The organism is Paenibacillus mucilaginosus 3016, from assembly GCF_000250655.1.
Lineage (GTDB): Bacteria > Bacillota > Bacilli > Paenibacillales > NBRC-103111 > Paenibacillus_G > Paenibacillus_G mucilaginosus.
The window spans coordinates 4,275,528-4,291,390 of the sequence record NC_016935.1 but is presented as its reverse complement, the minus strand read 5'-3'; the positions used below and the strand labels follow the sequence as shown (position 1 = coordinate 4,291,390).

The 15,863-nt window shown below is 51.4% G+C and carries 15 protein-coding genes; 13 read left to right on the top strand and 2 right to left on the bottom strand.

Annotated elements, in window-relative coordinates:
- The first annotated feature begins 74 nt into the window (after positions 1-74).
- From PM3016_RS18535 to PM3016_RS18475, 13 genes are all read left to right on the top strand, one after another.
- Entirely contained in the window at positions 75-1,034 is a 960-nt protein-coding gene (locus tag PM3016_RS18535; protein WP_013918004.1) for a helix-turn-helix transcriptional regulator, read from the top strand.
- Between the two features lie 199 nt (positions 1,035-1,233).
- Positions 1,234-3,072, top strand: coding sequence for an ABC transporter ATP-binding protein (locus tag PM3016_RS18530; RefSeq protein ID WP_014370487.1), 1,839 nt, complete (start codon positions 1,234-1,236; stop codon positions 3,070-3,072).
- Positions 3,041-4,780 (top strand): ABC transporter ATP-binding protein, encoded by a 1,740-nt coding sequence (locus PM3016_RS18525; protein WP_041619470.1) that lies wholly within the window; start codon positions 3,041-3,043, stop codon positions 4,778-4,780. Before PM3016_RS18530 ends, PM3016_RS18525 begins: the two co-directional genes overlap by 32 nt.
- Positions 4,781-4,809: 29 nt before the next feature.
- Entirely contained in the window at positions 4,810-6,294 is a 1,485-nt protein-coding gene (locus PM3016_RS18520; RefSeq protein WP_014370485.1) for a carboxylesterase/lipase family protein, read from the top strand.
- A gap of 336 nt (positions 6,295-6,630) precedes the next feature.
- Positions 6,631-7,143 (top strand): SRPBCC domain-containing protein, encoded by a 513-nt coding sequence (locus PM3016_RS18515; protein ID WP_014370484.1) that lies wholly within the window; start codon positions 6,631-6,633, stop codon positions 7,141-7,143.
- Between the two features lie 345 nt (positions 7,144-7,488).
- Positions 7,489-8,334, top strand: a complete 846-nt coding sequence (locus tag PM3016_RS18510; RefSeq protein ID WP_014370483.1) for an STM4015 family protein — start codon at positions 7,489-7,491, stop codon at positions 8,332-8,334.
- Positions 8,335-8,336: 2 nt separating this feature from the next.
- A complete protein-coding gene (locus PM3016_RS18505) occupies positions 8,337-9,554 on the top strand; it encodes an STM4014 family protein (RefSeq protein WP_014370482.1) in 1,218 nt (405 codons plus the stop codon).
- A gap of 19 nt (positions 9,555-9,573) precedes the next feature.
- A complete protein-coding gene (locus tag PM3016_RS18500) occupies positions 9,574-10,359 on the top strand; it encodes an STM4013/SEN3800 family hydrolase (protein ID WP_014370481.1) in 786 nt (261 codons plus the stop codon).
- Positions 10,360-10,379: 20 nt separating this feature from the next.
- Entirely contained in the window at positions 10,380-11,756 is a 1,377-nt protein-coding gene (locus tag PM3016_RS18495) for an STM4012 family radical SAM protein (RefSeq protein WP_014370480.1), read from the top strand.
- Positions 11,753-12,610: an STM4011 family radical SAM protein gene (locus PM3016_RS18490; protein ID WP_014370479.1), complete on the top strand. Its 858-nt coding sequence runs from the start codon at positions 11,753-11,755 to the stop codon at positions 12,608-12,610. The genes PM3016_RS18495 and PM3016_RS18490 overlap by 4 nt, the downstream gene beginning before the upstream one ends.
- A 9-nt stretch (positions 12,611-12,619) precedes the next feature.
- Positions 12,620-13,159: an adenylyl-sulfate kinase gene (cysC, locus tag PM3016_RS18485; RefSeq protein ID WP_236628490.1), complete on the top strand. Its 540-nt coding sequence runs from the start codon at positions 12,620-12,622 to the stop codon at positions 13,157-13,159.
- A 169-nt stretch (positions 13,160-13,328) separates the two neighbouring features.
- The gene (locus PM3016_RS18480) at positions 13,329-13,733 is read left to right on the top strand and encodes a GNAT family N-acetyltransferase (RefSeq protein ID WP_014370477.1); all 405 of its coding nucleotides are present in this window, start codon (positions 13,329-13,331) and stop codon (positions 13,731-13,733) included.
- 317 nt (positions 13,734-14,050) lie between these two features.
- Entirely contained in the window at positions 14,051-14,551 is a 501-nt protein-coding gene (locus tag PM3016_RS18475; RefSeq protein WP_013917989.1) for a DinB family protein, read from the top strand.
- Between the two features lie 307 nt (positions 14,552-14,858).
- Here the strand turns inward: PM3016_RS18475 and PM3016_RS18470 are convergent, their stop codons facing one another.
- Both PM3016_RS18470 and map read right to left on the bottom strand, forming a co-directional pair.
- Positions 14,859-15,029, bottom strand: coding sequence for an alpha/beta fold hydrolase (locus PM3016_RS18470; RefSeq protein WP_236628489.1), 171 nt, complete (start codon positions 15,027-15,029; stop codon positions 14,859-14,861).
- Positions 15,030-15,116: 87 nt separating this feature from the next.
- Entirely contained in the window at positions 15,117-15,863 is a 747-nt protein-coding gene (gene map / locus PM3016_RS18465) for a type I methionyl aminopeptidase (protein WP_013917987.1), read from the bottom strand.

Genomic DNA, 15,863 nt, shown 5'->3' with positions numbered 1-15,863 from the left:
AGCAGCAAGCCAGATTTTCGTTAATGATCTTATGTACCAGTACTTGGTATTGGTCGAAACGGAGTAGAACCTTAATGGAAGACTTCCATCATAACTTTCATTTGTTTTTCGACGAATTCGGGCTGCAGCAGCAGCGATCATATGGTTCGGAACCCATGACTGTGCAGCCGCAAATCGGATCGGGAACCCTTCATCGACTTATTCCTCGCCCCGATCTTGATATCGTGTTTGAAGACTTGACGTTTCACAGCGATTTCCTGATGCCGCTGACGACAAAAACGCCAATGGTTGAGCTTCACTATTGTATGCAAGGTACAAGAGTCCTCCATGTCGAACGGAATCAATATGAATTTGTTCCCGGGATGTGCGTGCTCCAGCTCGTCGACGAAGGGAGTGTGCAGTTCGAGTTTACAGGGAATCAGCCTTATCAGGCGTTGTCCATCGGGATTCCCATTTCGACCTTCCATCATTACATGGAGGATTACTCGGGTGCCAGGAATACTGACTTCTCCAGCCTGCTCGGGAGAAAGCCATTTCGCCTTTTTCAGGAATCCATCGATCCGGCGGCTGACGTAATCATTAGACGGTTGACTCAATCCGTGCAAAGCTGCCGCATGAAAAACCTGGAGCTGGAGAGCAGTGTGCTGGAACTCCTATGGTCGGCCTTTCAATCGTTTCTTTTCGAGCCGAAGCTTCTTAGATTATCCACCATGGATAAGCAAAAACTGCAGCGGGCACGCGATATCCTATTGGAACGGATGGCGAATCCCCCCTCGCTGATCGAACTGTCCCGCATGATTGGCCTGAATGACAATAAATTAAAAATGGGCTTTAAAGAACTGTACGGAACGACCGTATTTGGTTATTTGCGGGAAAAGCGTCTGGAAAAAGCCTTTCTCCTTTTACAGCAAGGAGATTTGAATGTGATGGAAACGTCCCTTACGGTAGGCTATTCCAACCCCAGTTCCTTTTCGGAAGCGTTTCGGGACAAGTACGGCGTGAATCCCGGACACTTACGCAGACGTTCATTTTGATTTGCGGCATGGATGTTCTTGAACATTTTTGAATGAAAGGCTGCTCTCCTAGGCGGTCTTTTTTGGTTTGGATCGATAACTCCCTGCAGCCGCGAAAATACTCCGTCCAGCGGTAGAGAAGGAATCCATTCAGGCTGTATTCTTATTTCAAGCGAATTTTGGGTATGCATTCGGATGGATACATGAGGGAGGGAGAACAATGACCCAAAAAACGGGGGTGCCCCGATTGCTGGAAATCGCCGGAGAGAAGCGCGGACTACTCATCGCCTCCAGCCTGCTGTCTTCACTTAGCGCCGTTTGCATGCTGGTGCCTTATGCTTCCGTCTATTTTATTTTGAAAGAGTTGCTGGAGCATGCAGCGTCCCCGGCTTCAGCAGACGGTGCAAAGATGATCCGCCTTGGCGTGATCGCTTTCATCGGCCTCGCAGCCGGCTTGGTCACGACGTACGCGGGGGGAATGCTATCTCATATCGCCGCATTTCGTATTCTTTACGGTCTCCGGGTTAAGCTTTCCGGTCACATCGGCAAGCTTCCGCTCGGCTGGCTGAACGGGACTTCGACGGGGGCCGTCAAGACAACGCTGGAACAGAACGTGGAGAAGGTGGAAACGTTTATTGCTCATCACCTGCCGGATTTCGTTCATGCTGCCGTGACAGCGGTCCTGATGATTGCCGTGATGTTTACGCTGAATGTTTGGCTGGCGCTTGCGTGCGTCGTGCCGATGATCCTCGGTTTTGCGGTTCAGATCGCGTTGATCAGCGGACCGAAGACGAAAGAAAACCTCAGACAGTGCCATGATTCGCTGGAGAGGATGAATGCTTCCGCCGTCCAGTATGTGCGGGGGATGCCGGCCGTCAAGGTGTTCGGACAGACTGTGCAATCGTTTCGCCAATTTTATGAGGACATGATCCGCTATCGTGACTACGGGGTGAAATTAACCGATCAATTTCAATACGGATCTTTGACGTTTAAGGTGATTCTCGGGTCACTTGCCGCGTTTATCCTGCCTGTCGGCGTACTGTTAGTAAGCCGCTATCCCGGAAGCGTCACGTTCTCCTCCGTTCTGCTGTTCTTCCTGGTCATGGCTCCGGGCCTATCCGCCCCGATGTTTAAAATCATGTTCCTGGCTGAAACGATTAGAGATATTCACGAAGGCGTTCAGCGCATCGACCGCATATTGACGGAGGGGCAGGTGCCGGAGCCGGAGCGTCCGAGGCGGCCGATGGCATTCGATGTTTCCTTTGATCATGTCTATTTTTCGTATGGCAAGGAGCCGGCAGACCGCAATGCGCTTACGGACATTACCTTTACCGCCCGCCAAGGGGAAGTGACGGCGCTCGTCGGTCCGTCGGGAGCGGGCAAATCGACGGCTGCCAATCTCGTTCCTCGTTTCTGGGATGTGAACAAGGGAACCATCCGCATCGGCGGTGTGGATATCCGTGACATGCCGGGCCCCGATCTGATGAACACCGTCGCATTCGTGTTTCAGGAATCGTTTTTGTTCTACGATACCGTATACAGTAATATCGCGGTAGGGCGGCCGGACGCGCGGCCGGAGGAAGTGTACGCCGCGGCGAAGGCGGCGCAGTGCCAGACGTTCATCGAGAACCTTCCGCATGGGTATGACACACGGATTGGAGAAGGCGGCGTCTATTTGTCCGGCGGGGAGGAGCAGCGGATCGTCGTCGCCAGAGCGATCCTGAAAAACGCCCCCGTCCTTGTGCTCGATGAAGCGACGGCGTTCGCCGATCCGGAGAACGAGCATGAGATGCAGCTGGCGCTGACCGCGCTCATGAAAAACAAGACGGTCATCGTCATCGCTCACCGCCTGTCCACCATTCGGGAGGCGGACCAAATTCTCGTGATGGAAAACGGGAGAATCATCGAGCGGGGAAGGCACGAAGATCTCGTCTCGGCTAACGGCTTGTACGCCAGCATGTGGCGTTCCTATCGCCATGCGGCACAATGGCATTTGGGCAAAGGGGAGGCGTACGGTGAACATGATCATGAACATGCTGCGAAACATTACAGCGGATAATCCACGCTCGTTGATCAAACCCGTTGTATACACGACCGCTGCCAATCTGGCGGCCGTCATCCCTTTCGCGCTGCTCGTGGAAGCGGCGAGATTGATCTTTGACCCGTTTGTCCATCCCGGTATCCCGCTCGATACGGCACGGCTCTGGTGGGTATGCATCGGGCTGGCGGTTTCGCTCCTTCTCTTGTTCATCTTCGAAATTCCCGCCTACCGCGCCCAATACCGCGACGCATACAGCGCGGCGGCGGAGGGACGGTCGCGGCTGGCCGAGCATTTGCGCAAGCTGCCGCTGGGGTACCTGAACAAACGCGATCCAGGCGAACTTGCCCATAGGATGACGGGCGATTTTGCGATGCTGGAACATGGCATTTCCCATTTGGTTCCGCAGTTGATCGGAGCCGCCGTCATGCCGGTTCTGGCCTTAATCGGCCTGTCATTCCTCGACTGGCGCTTGGCGCTTTCCCTGTTCGCAGCGCTGCCTGCGGCAATAGGGCTGGTGCTCTTGACGTCCGGCATCCAGCGCAAGCTCGGCTCGCAGCATGTACGTGCCAAGATCGAAGCTTCCAACCGGCTGCAGGAATACTTGAATGGGATCCGGGTGATCAAGGCTTATAACTTGACCGGAGAACGTTTTGTCCGGCTGGAACGGTCATTCAGTGAATTGATGCGGCAGAGCATCCGCCTGGAAGGACTGCTGGGGCCCATTGTGCTGAGCGCGATGGCCTGTGTACGCGCCGGCCTGACCCTGATGACCATGGCTGGTGTTCATCTGCTGCTCGGCGGAAGCCTGGAAGTGACGACCTTCGTCGCGTTCCTGATCATCGGAACCCGAATTTTCGATCCGCTAACAACAGCACTCGCCGGTTATGCGGAGCTTCGCTACTGCGAGCAGGCGGGTGAACGCATCGTGCAGCTTTTGCGGGAGCCGGTCATGCAAGGAGAACGGCAGCCGCCTGCAGATCATGATGTCGAGTTGAAGCAGGTTACGTTCGGCTATCGGGATCAACCGGTCCTGCGAGACGTGAGCGTAAGCATACCGGCAGGCTCCTTCACCGCATTCGTCGGCCCTTCGGGCAGCGGCAAAAGCACCATTCTTCGGCTCATTGCCCGTTTTTACGACCCGGAAAAGGGAGTGGTAACGATGGGCGGGGAGGATCTGCGTGCCATGGACCCGGAAGCGCTGCTGCACAAAGTATCCATGGTATTTCAGGATGTATACCTCTTTCAGGATACGATTGCAGCCAATATCCGGTTCGGACGAAGCAGCGCGACGCGTGAGGAAATCGAGGAAGCGGCACGGCTTGCCTGCTGTCACGATTTTATCCTGAAACTGCCAAACGGTTACGACACGATGGTCGGTGAAGGCGGGAGCACCTTGTCGGGCGGTGAAAAACAGCGGATCTCCATTGCCAGGGCGATGCTGAAAAATGCGCCGATCCTTCTCCTCGATGAAGCAACAGCTTCTCTGGATCCCGGGAACGAAGCGGAGATTCAGAAAGCGATCGATCGGCTGGTTCGGGGCCGAACCGTCATCGTCGTCGCTCATCGGCTCAAGACCGTACAGCATGCCGACCGAATTGTCGTACTGGATCAAGGGCGGGTCGTGGAGCAAGGCCGCCATGACGAATTGCTTTCGGCCCATGGCCTGTATGCCCGGCTGTGGAGACGGCAGCATGATGCAGGCGAGCGGCGTACCAAATCCGTTTAGCTGAATTACATGTAAAGGAGTGCATTTCTATGAGAAACGAATCGCAGATTGTTCAAATCTCCCTTGGCTTCCTTCAAGGTATTCGATGGAAAGATGTATTTCAATTTCGGGGTGTTCCTTATGCCGAGGCCCCCATAGGTGCTCTCCGCTTTTCTCCAGCACGCCCTGTTTTGCCTTGGACGGGAATTCGGGACGCAAGTAGGCATGGCTCGATTGCGCCGCAGCCCCCTCACCCCCTGCGTCATGTCGTCAGAGATGCTTATGAACCGCCACAAGGGGAAGATTGTCTGTCTCTTACGATCTCCACACCTGCCATGGACCAGGAAAAACGGCCGGTTGTCGTTTGGCTGCATGGCGGAAGTTACATGACCGGCGCAGGTTCGCTGGACTGGTACGATGGAGCGCAGCTTGCTAAGGATGGAAACATGGTTACCGTAGGCGTCAATTACCGGCTTGGTGCGTTGGGCTTCTTGTATTACCCTGAAGTTAGCGATGGAATTATGGGGATTTCGGATATCCTCACTGCTCTAAGATGGGTTCAAGACCATATTGAGTGTTTTGGCGGTGATCCTGATCAGGTCACAGTGATGGGGCAATCCGCGGGAGCACATGCCATCATGTGCCTATTGGCCATGCCGGAGGCTCGTGGTCTTTTCCAAAGGGCTATTCTGCAAAGTGCAGTTGCAAGTATTTCACCTTTATCCGAAGCAAAAGCATTTGAGTTGGGAAAACGGCTGCTGGATCTCTTGAATGTCGATCAAAGAAGTCCAGAAGAAATCATCAGACAGTTGAACACCATACCTCCTGTACAAATCATACAAGCGTCGGGGAAATTGGCTCAAGACATTTCACGTTTGGGTCAAATCAATCTTCCTTTTATGCCTGTTTTCGATCATCTTTCTACGACAGACCGTTTTATTGAGATGGCTGCAAAAGGTGCCGGTGAAGCAGGAATTGATCTCATTATTGGTACCAATCGAGAGGAGGCCCATGTTTATTTGGGGAGCGTCAAGGGCCTTGATCCCGCTTTGGTGAATGAGCATTTTGCTGCTTTGACCGGGACAGAAGAAGCCATCGAGCGATACCGCAGGCGTCGGCCGGGCAGCACAACTGCCGATCTGCTCTCTGACCTGATGACGGACTATATTTTCCGGTTCCCCTCTCTAAGGTTAGCAGAAGCAGTTTATCAAACAGGCTCTCGTACTTGGGTTTATCAGTTGGATTGGGCACCGCCTGGATCTCCTTATAAAGCCTGCCATGGCTTGGAAGTGCCGTTTGTATTCGGAAATTTCGAGGCCAGCAAAGATGCACCGATATTACAAGGGGCCAGTTCAGAAGTGGTTGCTGACTTATCAACTGCTATTCGCAGCGCCTGGATCGGGTTTATACGAACTGGCAATCCTGGCGTCTTCATCCCATGGCCGTCTTATGAGCCGAATCAGAGACAAACCATGCGGTTTGCTTCGGTTATTGGAGCTGTGGGTGATTTAGCGGAGATCAATCGCTTTTTTTGAGCCTAGCTAATTCAAACATACGAGGAAAAGTAAGAAAAGCCGCGTTGGGTGCGGAGGAGGAGCTGCATGGCTGCAGCTCCTTTTAACATATCCACAAAATCCCGTCCGGTGGCAGCAGCCGCCGTAGTGCGGATGGACACGTCATGGTAAAATACTTGTAGGAGTTTTACAGTGAGAGGAATTCTATCCATCCTCGCCAACGGTTTACGTATCTGACAGATTACTTTTTAACGATGTGCAAGAAAGGGAAAAACAGTCTGTACGAACCCCAACATGCAGGCGTTTACATTTTGATTTGGAAGCTGGTAACAATTATCGAGTTAAAGGAGGCTTTTCATGGATAACAATCTGAATCCATCGTTCGAAATTGCATTTACGCGTGTATTCGATGCCCCTCGCGAACTCGTATTTAAAGCATGGACAGAGCCCGGGCATTTCACAAAATGGTGGGGACCAAAGGGGGGCACCCTCGAAGTCGTTAACATGGACGCTCGATCAGGCGGCGAGTTTTTAGGTATTCAGACGTCTCCTGACGGAAATCTGGTGATGTGGAGAAAATTTGCATACCAAGAGGTTGTCGAACCTGAGAAAGTGGCTTATATTCAATCCTTTTCCGATGAGCAAGGCAATACGGTCCGAGCGCCTTTTAGCGTGAGCTGGCCTCTTGAAATTATGAATATCATAACGCTAGAAGATGACGAAGGTAAAACTGTTTTAAAACTGAAAGGTTACCCTGTGAACGCTTCCGCTGAGGAACAAGAAACCTACAAGGGTATGGCACCAAAGCTTCAACAAGATCTTGAGGGTGCTTTCGATAAGCTTGCCGACTATCTTGTCTCCCTGAATTAGATTGCGAGAGAAAGGTTAATCGGCCCAAAAAACCCGAATCACTTTGAACATTACGATCCAGCTGGGAATGTTTGTTCAAAGAAACAGCAGCAGTCTAGGACTTTATTTTCTCGTCCATGGCTGCTGCTGTTTCCTTTACCGCGTCAGTCTAATACTTAAATCGACAACACATGGGTACAACGGACCGCCCAACGGCAGTCCGTTTTATTGGCCAACGTATCCGAGCTATCATCTCTTCGTCTGTGAGATTCTAAATGAGCATAGGATAGGGTATACGTTTGAAATCCGTGCGAGTGAATCTTATAATGAATGAAAGGTTAGCATTCATTTCCAGGAGGTTTTCTTATGTCCGAATGTAAACTATCTGTCGATTATGACCAATATGAGAATGGAGTCAACATTGTAGATTTAATAGAGGAGCTTGCAAGCAAAGATGAGAGCTTACAGCTTGAAAGTCTCATCATCGGTGACTGGGGCGGCGCCTACGAGAATGATTCCGGCGAAATTGTGGAAGCGCTTGTTCGGTTGAAAGACCGCTTCCCGCAGCTGCGCAGCTTGTTTATTGGCGATATGTCCTCTGAAGAATGTGAGGTCTCCTGGATTAATCAATCCAACCTGGGACCGATTCTCTCTGCTTATCCCGAGCTTAGTTCACTAACGATTAAAGGAAGCACAGGTCTCAGCATAGATCCTGCTCACCATGACAAGCTGGAGGCGCTTACGATCATTTGCGGCGGACTTGGAAAAGACGTCATTACCAGCATCAGCGAAGGCAGTTTCAAAAACCTGAAGAAGCTGGAGCTTTATCTGGGGGTTGAAGACTATGGATTTGACGGGAGCCTCGAAGATGTTCTCGCTCTGATCGAGCCAGGGAAATTCCCCCAGCTCACCTATCTTGGGCTCAAAGACAGTGAAATCCAAGATGAAATTGCTATGGCTGTAGCCAATGCACCTATTCTTGATGGACTACATACGCTGGATCTTTCCATGGGTACGTTAACGGATGCTGGAGCAGAAGCACTTATGAATAGTGAAAAGATAAAGAAACTGCAGCATCTTGATTTAAGCTATCATTACATGTCGGATGAAATGATGGATCGTTGGAAGCAGTCAGGCCTGAGCGTAGATATCAGCGATCAGCAGGATTCGGATGATGACGAGGATTACCGCTATCCTTCATTAACGGAATAACAATGGAATCGATGATTGTTATTGGCAATGCCGATAATAGAAGAACAGCCGGACTGCAAGCGGCAAGGGCCCGGCTGGGGTTACCGCCGGCACATGTATTGAATTATATCGATGTGCTTCAGGGAAGAGCATCCTTGAGTTCGATTGCACAAAGTCTGGGACGATCTATGGATGAACCGCCCTTGCTGCGGCTCGACGCACCAGGGGAGCATTTTGAAGTGGAACGTGAGCTTATTGCACTTGGCGCCCCCGATGCGGCAAGCCTCCCTATAGACGAGCGATGGCTTTGGTATAACAAGAGCGTTGTTCAGCCTATTCCGGTTAGGATGGCCCATGGATTGAAGGAAATCAAGGGCAAGCTGTACCATCCTTCCCAGTGGTTTCGCGGGTATTGCAGGCTGTTGTCCCGACTGGACAGGGAGGCTATACAGCTGTGGGAGACGCCGCGATGGATGAATGCTCCTGAGGATATTGCCGCGATGTTCGATAAGAGGCGCACGCACCAGATCTTATCAGCAGCCCGATTGCCGGCGCCCAGAAGATTAGCTGCGCCGGAAGCCATTCCGGATTACGATACACTGCGGGAGGCTATGGCAAATGAACGAATGCACCGTTTATTCATTAAGCTGGCCTCAGGTTCCGGCGCATGCGGAGTCATGGCGTACCAAGTCAACCCCGCTACGGGGGCGGAATCGGCCGTGACTACGATAGGTGTGCAGAGCTATCAAACCAGACCTCCGTTATTTTATAACGTCAAAAAGCTGGTGAACTATAAAGAACGCCATGTCATCCGCCAAATCATCAACTGGTTATTGGGGCATGGCGCTCATGTAGAACAATGGATTCCGAAAGCGTCTTACAGGGATCGCGCTTTCGATATTCGGCAGCTTGTCGTAGCAGGGAAGGCTTGTCACAGTATTGCCAGGGCAAGCAGAACACCTATAACGAACCTGCATCTCAACAGCGCCCGATTCCGCTTGGATGAGATGGGCCTGCCTGACGATCTTCAGGCTGCCGTGCGGCAAAGTGCCGAACAGACGCTATCGGCATTTCCACGTTCTACTGTTGCAGGCATAGATGTATTATTGAGCAGCACATCCTTTCGACCTTATGTATTGGATGTCAATCCGTTCGGAGATTTACTATATCATAGTCATTATGAAGGACATGACCCCTATGAATGGGAAATGAGAATGGCTACACTCCCTTCGACTATCTGAATGGAAGGGGATCCCCACCATGTTTAACATGAATGAAATTGTAGGCAGTCATGATATTCTCATGATTACACTGGATACGCTGCGCTATGACGCCGCCGTAATGGAGGAAGCAAACTGCCCGAATTTGTGCGGCGGCGGACCTTGGGAAAAGCGGCACACGCCGGGCAGTTTCACTTATGCAGCGCATCACGCTTTCTTTGGCGGATTTCTGCCAACCCCGGCTACGACCCATAAGTCAGAGCATGTTCGATTGTTTCATTCGAAGAATACGGGATTCAATGTCCATCCCTATACATGGCAATTTGACTCAACGGATATCGTTTCCGGATTGCAGGCAGAGGGCTACCGTACGATCTGTATTGGCGGAGTCATCTTTTTCACGAAGAAAGTTCCGCTGGCCAGAGTGCTTCCCGGCTATTTCCAGGAAAGCTATTGGAGAATGAACTTTGGGGTTACGAATCCACGCTCTACCGAGCATCAGGTGAACCATGCCATCAAGCTGCTGCACAATTACGAGAAGACAGAGCGTTTGTTTCTGTTTATGAATATATCAGCGATTCATGGGCCGAATCATTATTTTGTGCCTGGAGCGAAAAAAGACTCGGTTGAGACGCAGCGCGCGGCACTCCGATATGTTGACGGTGAACTTGGCCGATTATTTCAGGCCTTCAGAGAACGGGAACGGCCTGTATTCTGCATGGCGTTCTCGGATCACGGCACCGCCTTCGGTGAAGATGGCTACAACGGCCACAGGCTTGCCCATGAAGTCGTGTGGAACGTGCCTTATCGCGAATTTATTTTGTAAGGGGAGAGGAGGAGATCATAGTGAGCCATACGGCCTACCCTAATTATCGGGACATCATCCAGAGTCCGGAGGCTCTGCGCAGCTGGAAGGACAACCTGACACTAGAGCCTTACCGGTCTTATCTGTATTCTTATCCGCACAAAACCTCCTATCGAGCATTGGAGACGAAGCTGCCGCTATCGGATCTGTGGAGCCAAGAACTGGCGAATACGTTCTTTTTGTATATGCATATCCCGTTTTGCGGGGCTCGCTGCGGCTTTTGCAATTTATTCACATTGCCTGACAAGAGGGCCAATGTACATGCCGAATACGTGGATGCTTTGGAAAGACAAGCTGCACAATGGGCGCCGTTCATTCAGAAAAAGCCGGTTGCCCGATTCGCGATCGGAGGCGGAACGCCGACTTTACTCGAGCCCCTCCAGCTTGATCGGTTGTTCCATATTGCTCAGCATGTCATAGGCATGGATCCCGTTCAAGCTTCCATCTCGGTAGAGACATCTCCCGAGACGGTAACCGATGAACGCCTAGCCATTTTAAAGAGCAGGCAGGTGGATCGGGTAAGCATGGGCATTCAAAGCTTCATCGAGTCGGAAGCGGAAGCGATCTATCGTCCGCAAAAACCGCAGGAAGTGGAAAGGGCTCTGGAACAGCTCAAGCTGCACCATTTTCCCATCCTTAATCTGGATCTGATTTATGGCCTTCCCGGTCAAACCCTTGATTCATGGATCTATTCGCTGGACAGAGCGCTGTCTTATGAGCCGGAGGAGATCTTTATTTATCCGCTGTACACTCGTGAGCACACGATTGTAAAGCCAGAGCAGATCAGGCAGAGCGGCGAGGATCAGAGGGTAAGATTCTACAGCGCGGCGCGGGAACGTATGCTTGCAAGCGGGTATACCCAGTACTCTATGCGGAGATTCGCCAAAGCGGAAGCGGGGTCGGGGAAATCCTTGCTTCCATATGGCTGCCAGGAGGAAGGTATGATTGGACTCGGCTGCGGTGCACGATCTTACACAAGATCGGTCCATTATTCCTCGCGATACAGCGTAGGACGTTCAGCTACAGCAAGCATCATAGCCGACTATGTGGCTGCAGCCGATTACACCCATGCAGATTACGGCATTGTGCTAAGCAGGGATGACCAGCAGCGCCGCTTTATACTGAAAGCGCTGCTTCATACGGAAGGCTTGGCGTTGAGCAGCTATGTGGATAGGTTCACCTCGTCGCCTCTCATCGATTATCCCGAGTTGTATCTGCTCGTACATACGGATCTTGCTGCTGTAGAGCATGAGGTACTGCGGCTTACGGAAGAAGGGCTTATGTACTCCGACGCCATCGGAGATTGGTTCATCTCCCCGGATATACGGGCCCGCATGGAAAGCTGTGTGCTCTCATGAAAGCGACGATTTATTTCCGCGGGAGCTTAAGCTCATGCAATTACGACTGCCCGTACTGTCCTTTTAGCAAGAACACGGACAGCCAAGAGACATTGGCTAAGGATCGGCTGCAGGTGCAGGCATTTGTCGACTGGGTAAGGAATCAGGAGGACAGGGGACATCAGCTGTCCGTGTTTTTTAACCCTTATGGTGAGGGACTTACGCATCGTTGGTACAGGGAAGCCTTGGCCCAGCTGTCCCATATGCATCACGTGGATAAAGTCGCTATACAAACCAACTTATCCGCAAAGCTCGATTGGACGTGCGAATTGAATCCGGTCACGGCTGCATTCTGGGTAACCTACCATCCCGGGCAGACGGAGGAAGAACGATTTGTTCGGCAATGCGGCAAACTCTACGAGCAAAAAATCCCGTTCAGTGTAGGCTGTGTCGGTGTCAAGAGCGCGTTCAACTCCATTTCCTCCCTAAGGAAGGCATTACCTGAAGATGTGTATATGTGGGTGAACGCCTACAAAGATAAGCAGGATTACTATTCTGCCGAGGATACAGCGTTTTTGAGCCGTATGGACCCTTTCTTTGCCCTTAATGCCAAGGATTACGACAGTATGGGCAAGCCGTGCCGTGCCGGGTACAATGTGTTTTATGTCCAAGGAGACGGACGCGTAAAGCGCTGCTACAAGGATCGTCAAGTGATCGGAAATCTGTATAAACATGGGCTGGAAGGCATCTCTAAAGAAAGCCCGTGCCGTATGAAGCAATGTGACTGTTATATAGGCTACATCCATATGGAGGGGCAGCCGTTCGATCCTATTTACGGAGACCGCGCACTTGAGAGGATCGCTATTTTATCGTAAAGGGGTACAGTGCCATTGGTCGGGACGGCAATATGGTTAACAGGACTTCCAAGCTCCGGTAAAACAACGACGGCCATAGCTCTGACAGCGGCCCTTAAGGAAAGAGGCATTAGAGTCGAATGCTTGGACGGCGATGAGCTTAGACGCGAGGTAGGACAAGAGCTTGGGTTCGGCAAAGAAGACCGGCTCGAAACTATTCGCCGCGCCGTCTATATCAGCAAGCTGCTGAACCGCAATGGGGTTACGACGATCATCTCTATGATTGCACCCTATATGGAAATGCGGAACTATGCACGAGCGGAGCTGGAGTCCTACGTCGAAGTGTATTTGCATTGTCCATTGGCGGAATGTGAACGCAGAGATGTGAAAGGCTTATATGCCAAAGCGAGAAAAGGTGAGATCGCAGGATTTACCGGTGTCTCTGATGTCTATGAACCGCCGGTGAATCCGGAAATCACGATACATACGCTCACGAACAGTGTGGAATCGAATGTGCGCCAGATTTTGGACTTCTTAGTGAATGATCTAGATAAGAAGACTGAGCCGTGACAAGCCACTTCTTATTTAGCCAGACATTGAAATATCGTGCATTGTACCAAGAGGAGGGCCTACTAGCGTCTCAGTCCTATGCGCTGCTATGCTCATCAAATTAACGGTATACTTAGTAAAGAAAATCTGCACCATAAGCGTCAAATTTTGATGAAGGCTGGTATGGAAGATGAGCATACGTTACACTTCGAATCTTGAAGGGATCACTAAAGAGGCGCTTCAAGAATTATTTCTTTCGGTAGAGTGGGAATCAGGAAAGTATCCAAACGAACTTCTACAAGCCATTAAAGGATCTCATTCGATTGTAGCAACTTGGGATGGGGATAAGCTGATCGGAATTAGTAATGCTCTTTCTGATGGTGTATTAACCGTGTATTTCCATTACATGCTAATCAATCCGAGTTATCAGGGAAAAGGAATAGGTAAGAAAATGATGGACATTATGCTGGATAGATATAAAGGATGTAAAACGAAGGTATTAATCTCATATAAGAGTGCAATGGATTTTTATCATAAATGTGGTTTTTCCAAAGAGGATGGAGCCATGCCAATGTTTATTTCGGAGTTGGTATAGATTCAACCAAGTGGGAACGATAGCCTCCATTAGGACAACGTGGCAGCCAGCTAAGATAATCGGCTGCCTTTCTCCATTAAAGTACCGGGCAGTTTCCAAAACTAAGCAAATCGATCGGATTGAGCAAAAATTGGAGCACCGGCTAGAAGAAGAGGGCTTTTTGGCTTTCACGACACAAGAACACCAGTTCCATCTTTTTTAAGAAAATTTAATATTTGCAGAGAAGAAAAAAATGGAATAGGATGAAATGGACCAGCATAACGGACAGAGCTGCCGGCAGAAGACCGGACAACCGTATCCAATGGAGGATGATAAAAATGTTCCAATCTATCGAAGCGTTCAAACAGACCTGGACTTTCGAAAGCGGTTCCACGCAAAAGCTACTCGATGTGCTGACCGATGAATCGCTGAAGCAGCAGGTGGCGGAAAATCACCGTACCCTTGGAGAGTTGGCCTGGCATATCGTTACCTCCCATCATGAGATGCTGTCCCGTACCGGTCTGAAGTTTGATGCTCCTGCCATGGATTCCCCCGTGCCGGCGAGCGCAGCGGAGATCGCCGCTGCCTACAGACAGTCCAGCCAGGGCCTGCTCGAAGCACTGTCGGCCCAATGGACCGATGCCTCCCTGCAGGAGTCGTGTGATATGTACGGCGAGCAGTGGACCAACAGCCAGACGCTGTATGCCGTCGCCGCTCACGAGATTCATCACCGGGGCCAGATGACGATTCTGATGCGCCAAGCCGGTCTGCGCGTGTCCGGCGTATATGGTCCATCCCTTGAGGAGTGGGAGGCCTTTGCCGAAGGCGGCGTATCCTAGCCCCGAAGCAATCCCCCTCCGAGTTATACTCCCTGATATTTCACATAGAAGGACCGTTCGGAACATGTCCGGACGGTCCTTGTGTCGTGATAACCTGCTCGCCTCTTGTGCGGTGAGGGATGTCCGGGCTACCGTCGTTGCCGGTTAAGGATATATGTTCTTGTCCAAAGTGCATGACAAGAACATATATCCTTAGGCATAAATGACAAGAACAGATATTCTTTGCCGTATAGCTCAATAAATTGCTTGCCCATGCGGGTCCCTGTTCCTTCGGAGATCGAAATGAATCACTGAGATTGCAACATGCTTATAGTGCCGGCGAATATTCTTCGTCCAGGAAGACTTGAATGGCTTGAAATGCCTGCAGCCTATTTTTCTCTAACAGCACCATATGCGTTCCTTCACCAATTTCGACCCAGCGGCGATACACGGCACCGGTCAGGGAAGTGAAGAAACTTTGCGCCAGTTCAAGAGGCACGTCGATATCCCACTCCGCATGCACGAGGAGTACGGGCACTGTGATGTTCCCAGCTTCATAGAAGGCAATGCCCGACTTCTAATTATTCTATTGTGAGGTCAGGATCTGTGGACCTTCAGCGGTGATGGCAATCGTATGCTCGTATTGTGCGGCGAGCTTGCGATCCAGTGTCCGCGCGGTCCAGCCGTCCGCATCGATTGTCATGTAGTAGGTGCCTTCGGTGATCATGGGCTCGATCGTGAACACCATGCCTTCCTTGATGCGGAGGCCTTTGCCGGGCTTGCCGACATGCATATAGTTCGGATCCTCGTGCAGGTCTCGGCCGATGCCATGCGCGAGAAGGTCTCGCACGACGCCGAAGCCGTTCGATTCGGCATGCCGCTGGATCGCGCTCGTCACGTCGCCGAGCCGATTGCCGGCCTGCGCCTGCGCGATACCGAGGTCAAGGCATTCCTTCGTGACGCGCATCAGCTTCTCGGCCGTCGGCGAGATCTTCCCGACCGCATAGCTCCAGGCCGAATCGCCGAGCCAGCCGTCGAGCTCTGCGACCGTGTCGATCGTCACGATATCGCCTTCCTCAAGTGGCTTATCACTCGGGAAGCCATGCGCGATCACGTCGTTGACGGAGGCGCAGGTCGCATATTGATAGCCCTTATAGCCCTTCGTGTAGGGCTTGGCCCCGTGCTTCAAGATAATGTCTTCGAAGATCCGCTCAATCTCGTTGGTCGTGATGCCCGGTTGGATGAGCGGCGCGACCGCGCGATGGCATTCGGCCACCACTTGGCATGCCTTGCGGATGGCCTCGATTTCATGTTTGCTTTTTAAGATGACCAT

Coding starts and splice junctions, on each gene's coding strand:
- PM3016_RS18535 (WP_013918004.1), top strand. CDS start 75: ATGGAAGACTTCCATCATAACTTTCATTTGTTTTTCGACGAATTCGGG.
- PM3016_RS18530 (WP_014370487.1), top strand. CDS start 1,234: ATGACCCAAAAAACGGGGGTGCCCCGATTGCTGGAAATCGCCGGAGAG.
- PM3016_RS18525 (WP_041619470.1), top strand. CDS start 3,041: ATGAACATGCTGCGAAACATTACAGCGGATAATCCACGCTCGTTGATC.
- PM3016_RS18520 (WP_014370485.1), top strand. CDS start 4,810: ATGAGAAACGAATCGCAGATTGTTCAAATCTCCCTTGGCTTCCTTCAA.
- PM3016_RS18515 (WP_014370484.1), top strand. CDS start 6,631: ATGGATAACAATCTGAATCCATCGTTCGAAATTGCATTTACGCGTGTA.
- PM3016_RS18510 (WP_014370483.1), top strand. CDS start 7,489: ATGTCCGAATGTAAACTATCTGTCGATTATGACCAATATGAGAATGGA.
- PM3016_RS18505 (WP_014370482.1), top strand. CDS start 8,337: ATGGAATCGATGATTGTTATTGGCAATGCCGATAATAGAAGAACAGCC.
- PM3016_RS18500 (WP_014370481.1), top strand. CDS start 9,574: ATGTTTAACATGAATGAAATTGTAGGCAGTCATGATATTCTCATGATT.
- PM3016_RS18490 (WP_014370479.1), top strand. CDS start 11,753: ATGAAAGCGACGATTTATTTCCGCGGGAGCTTAAGCTCATGCAATTAC.
- PM3016_RS18480 (WP_014370477.1), top strand. CDS start 13,329: ATGAGCATACGTTACACTTCGAATCTTGAAGGGATCACTAAAGAGGCG.
- PM3016_RS18475 (WP_013917989.1), top strand. CDS start 14,051: ATGTTCCAATCTATCGAAGCGTTCAAACAGACCTGGACTTTCGAAAGC.
- map (WP_013917987.1), bottom strand. CDS start 15,863: ATGGTCATCTTAAAAAGCAAACATGAAATCGAGGCCATCCGCAAGGCA.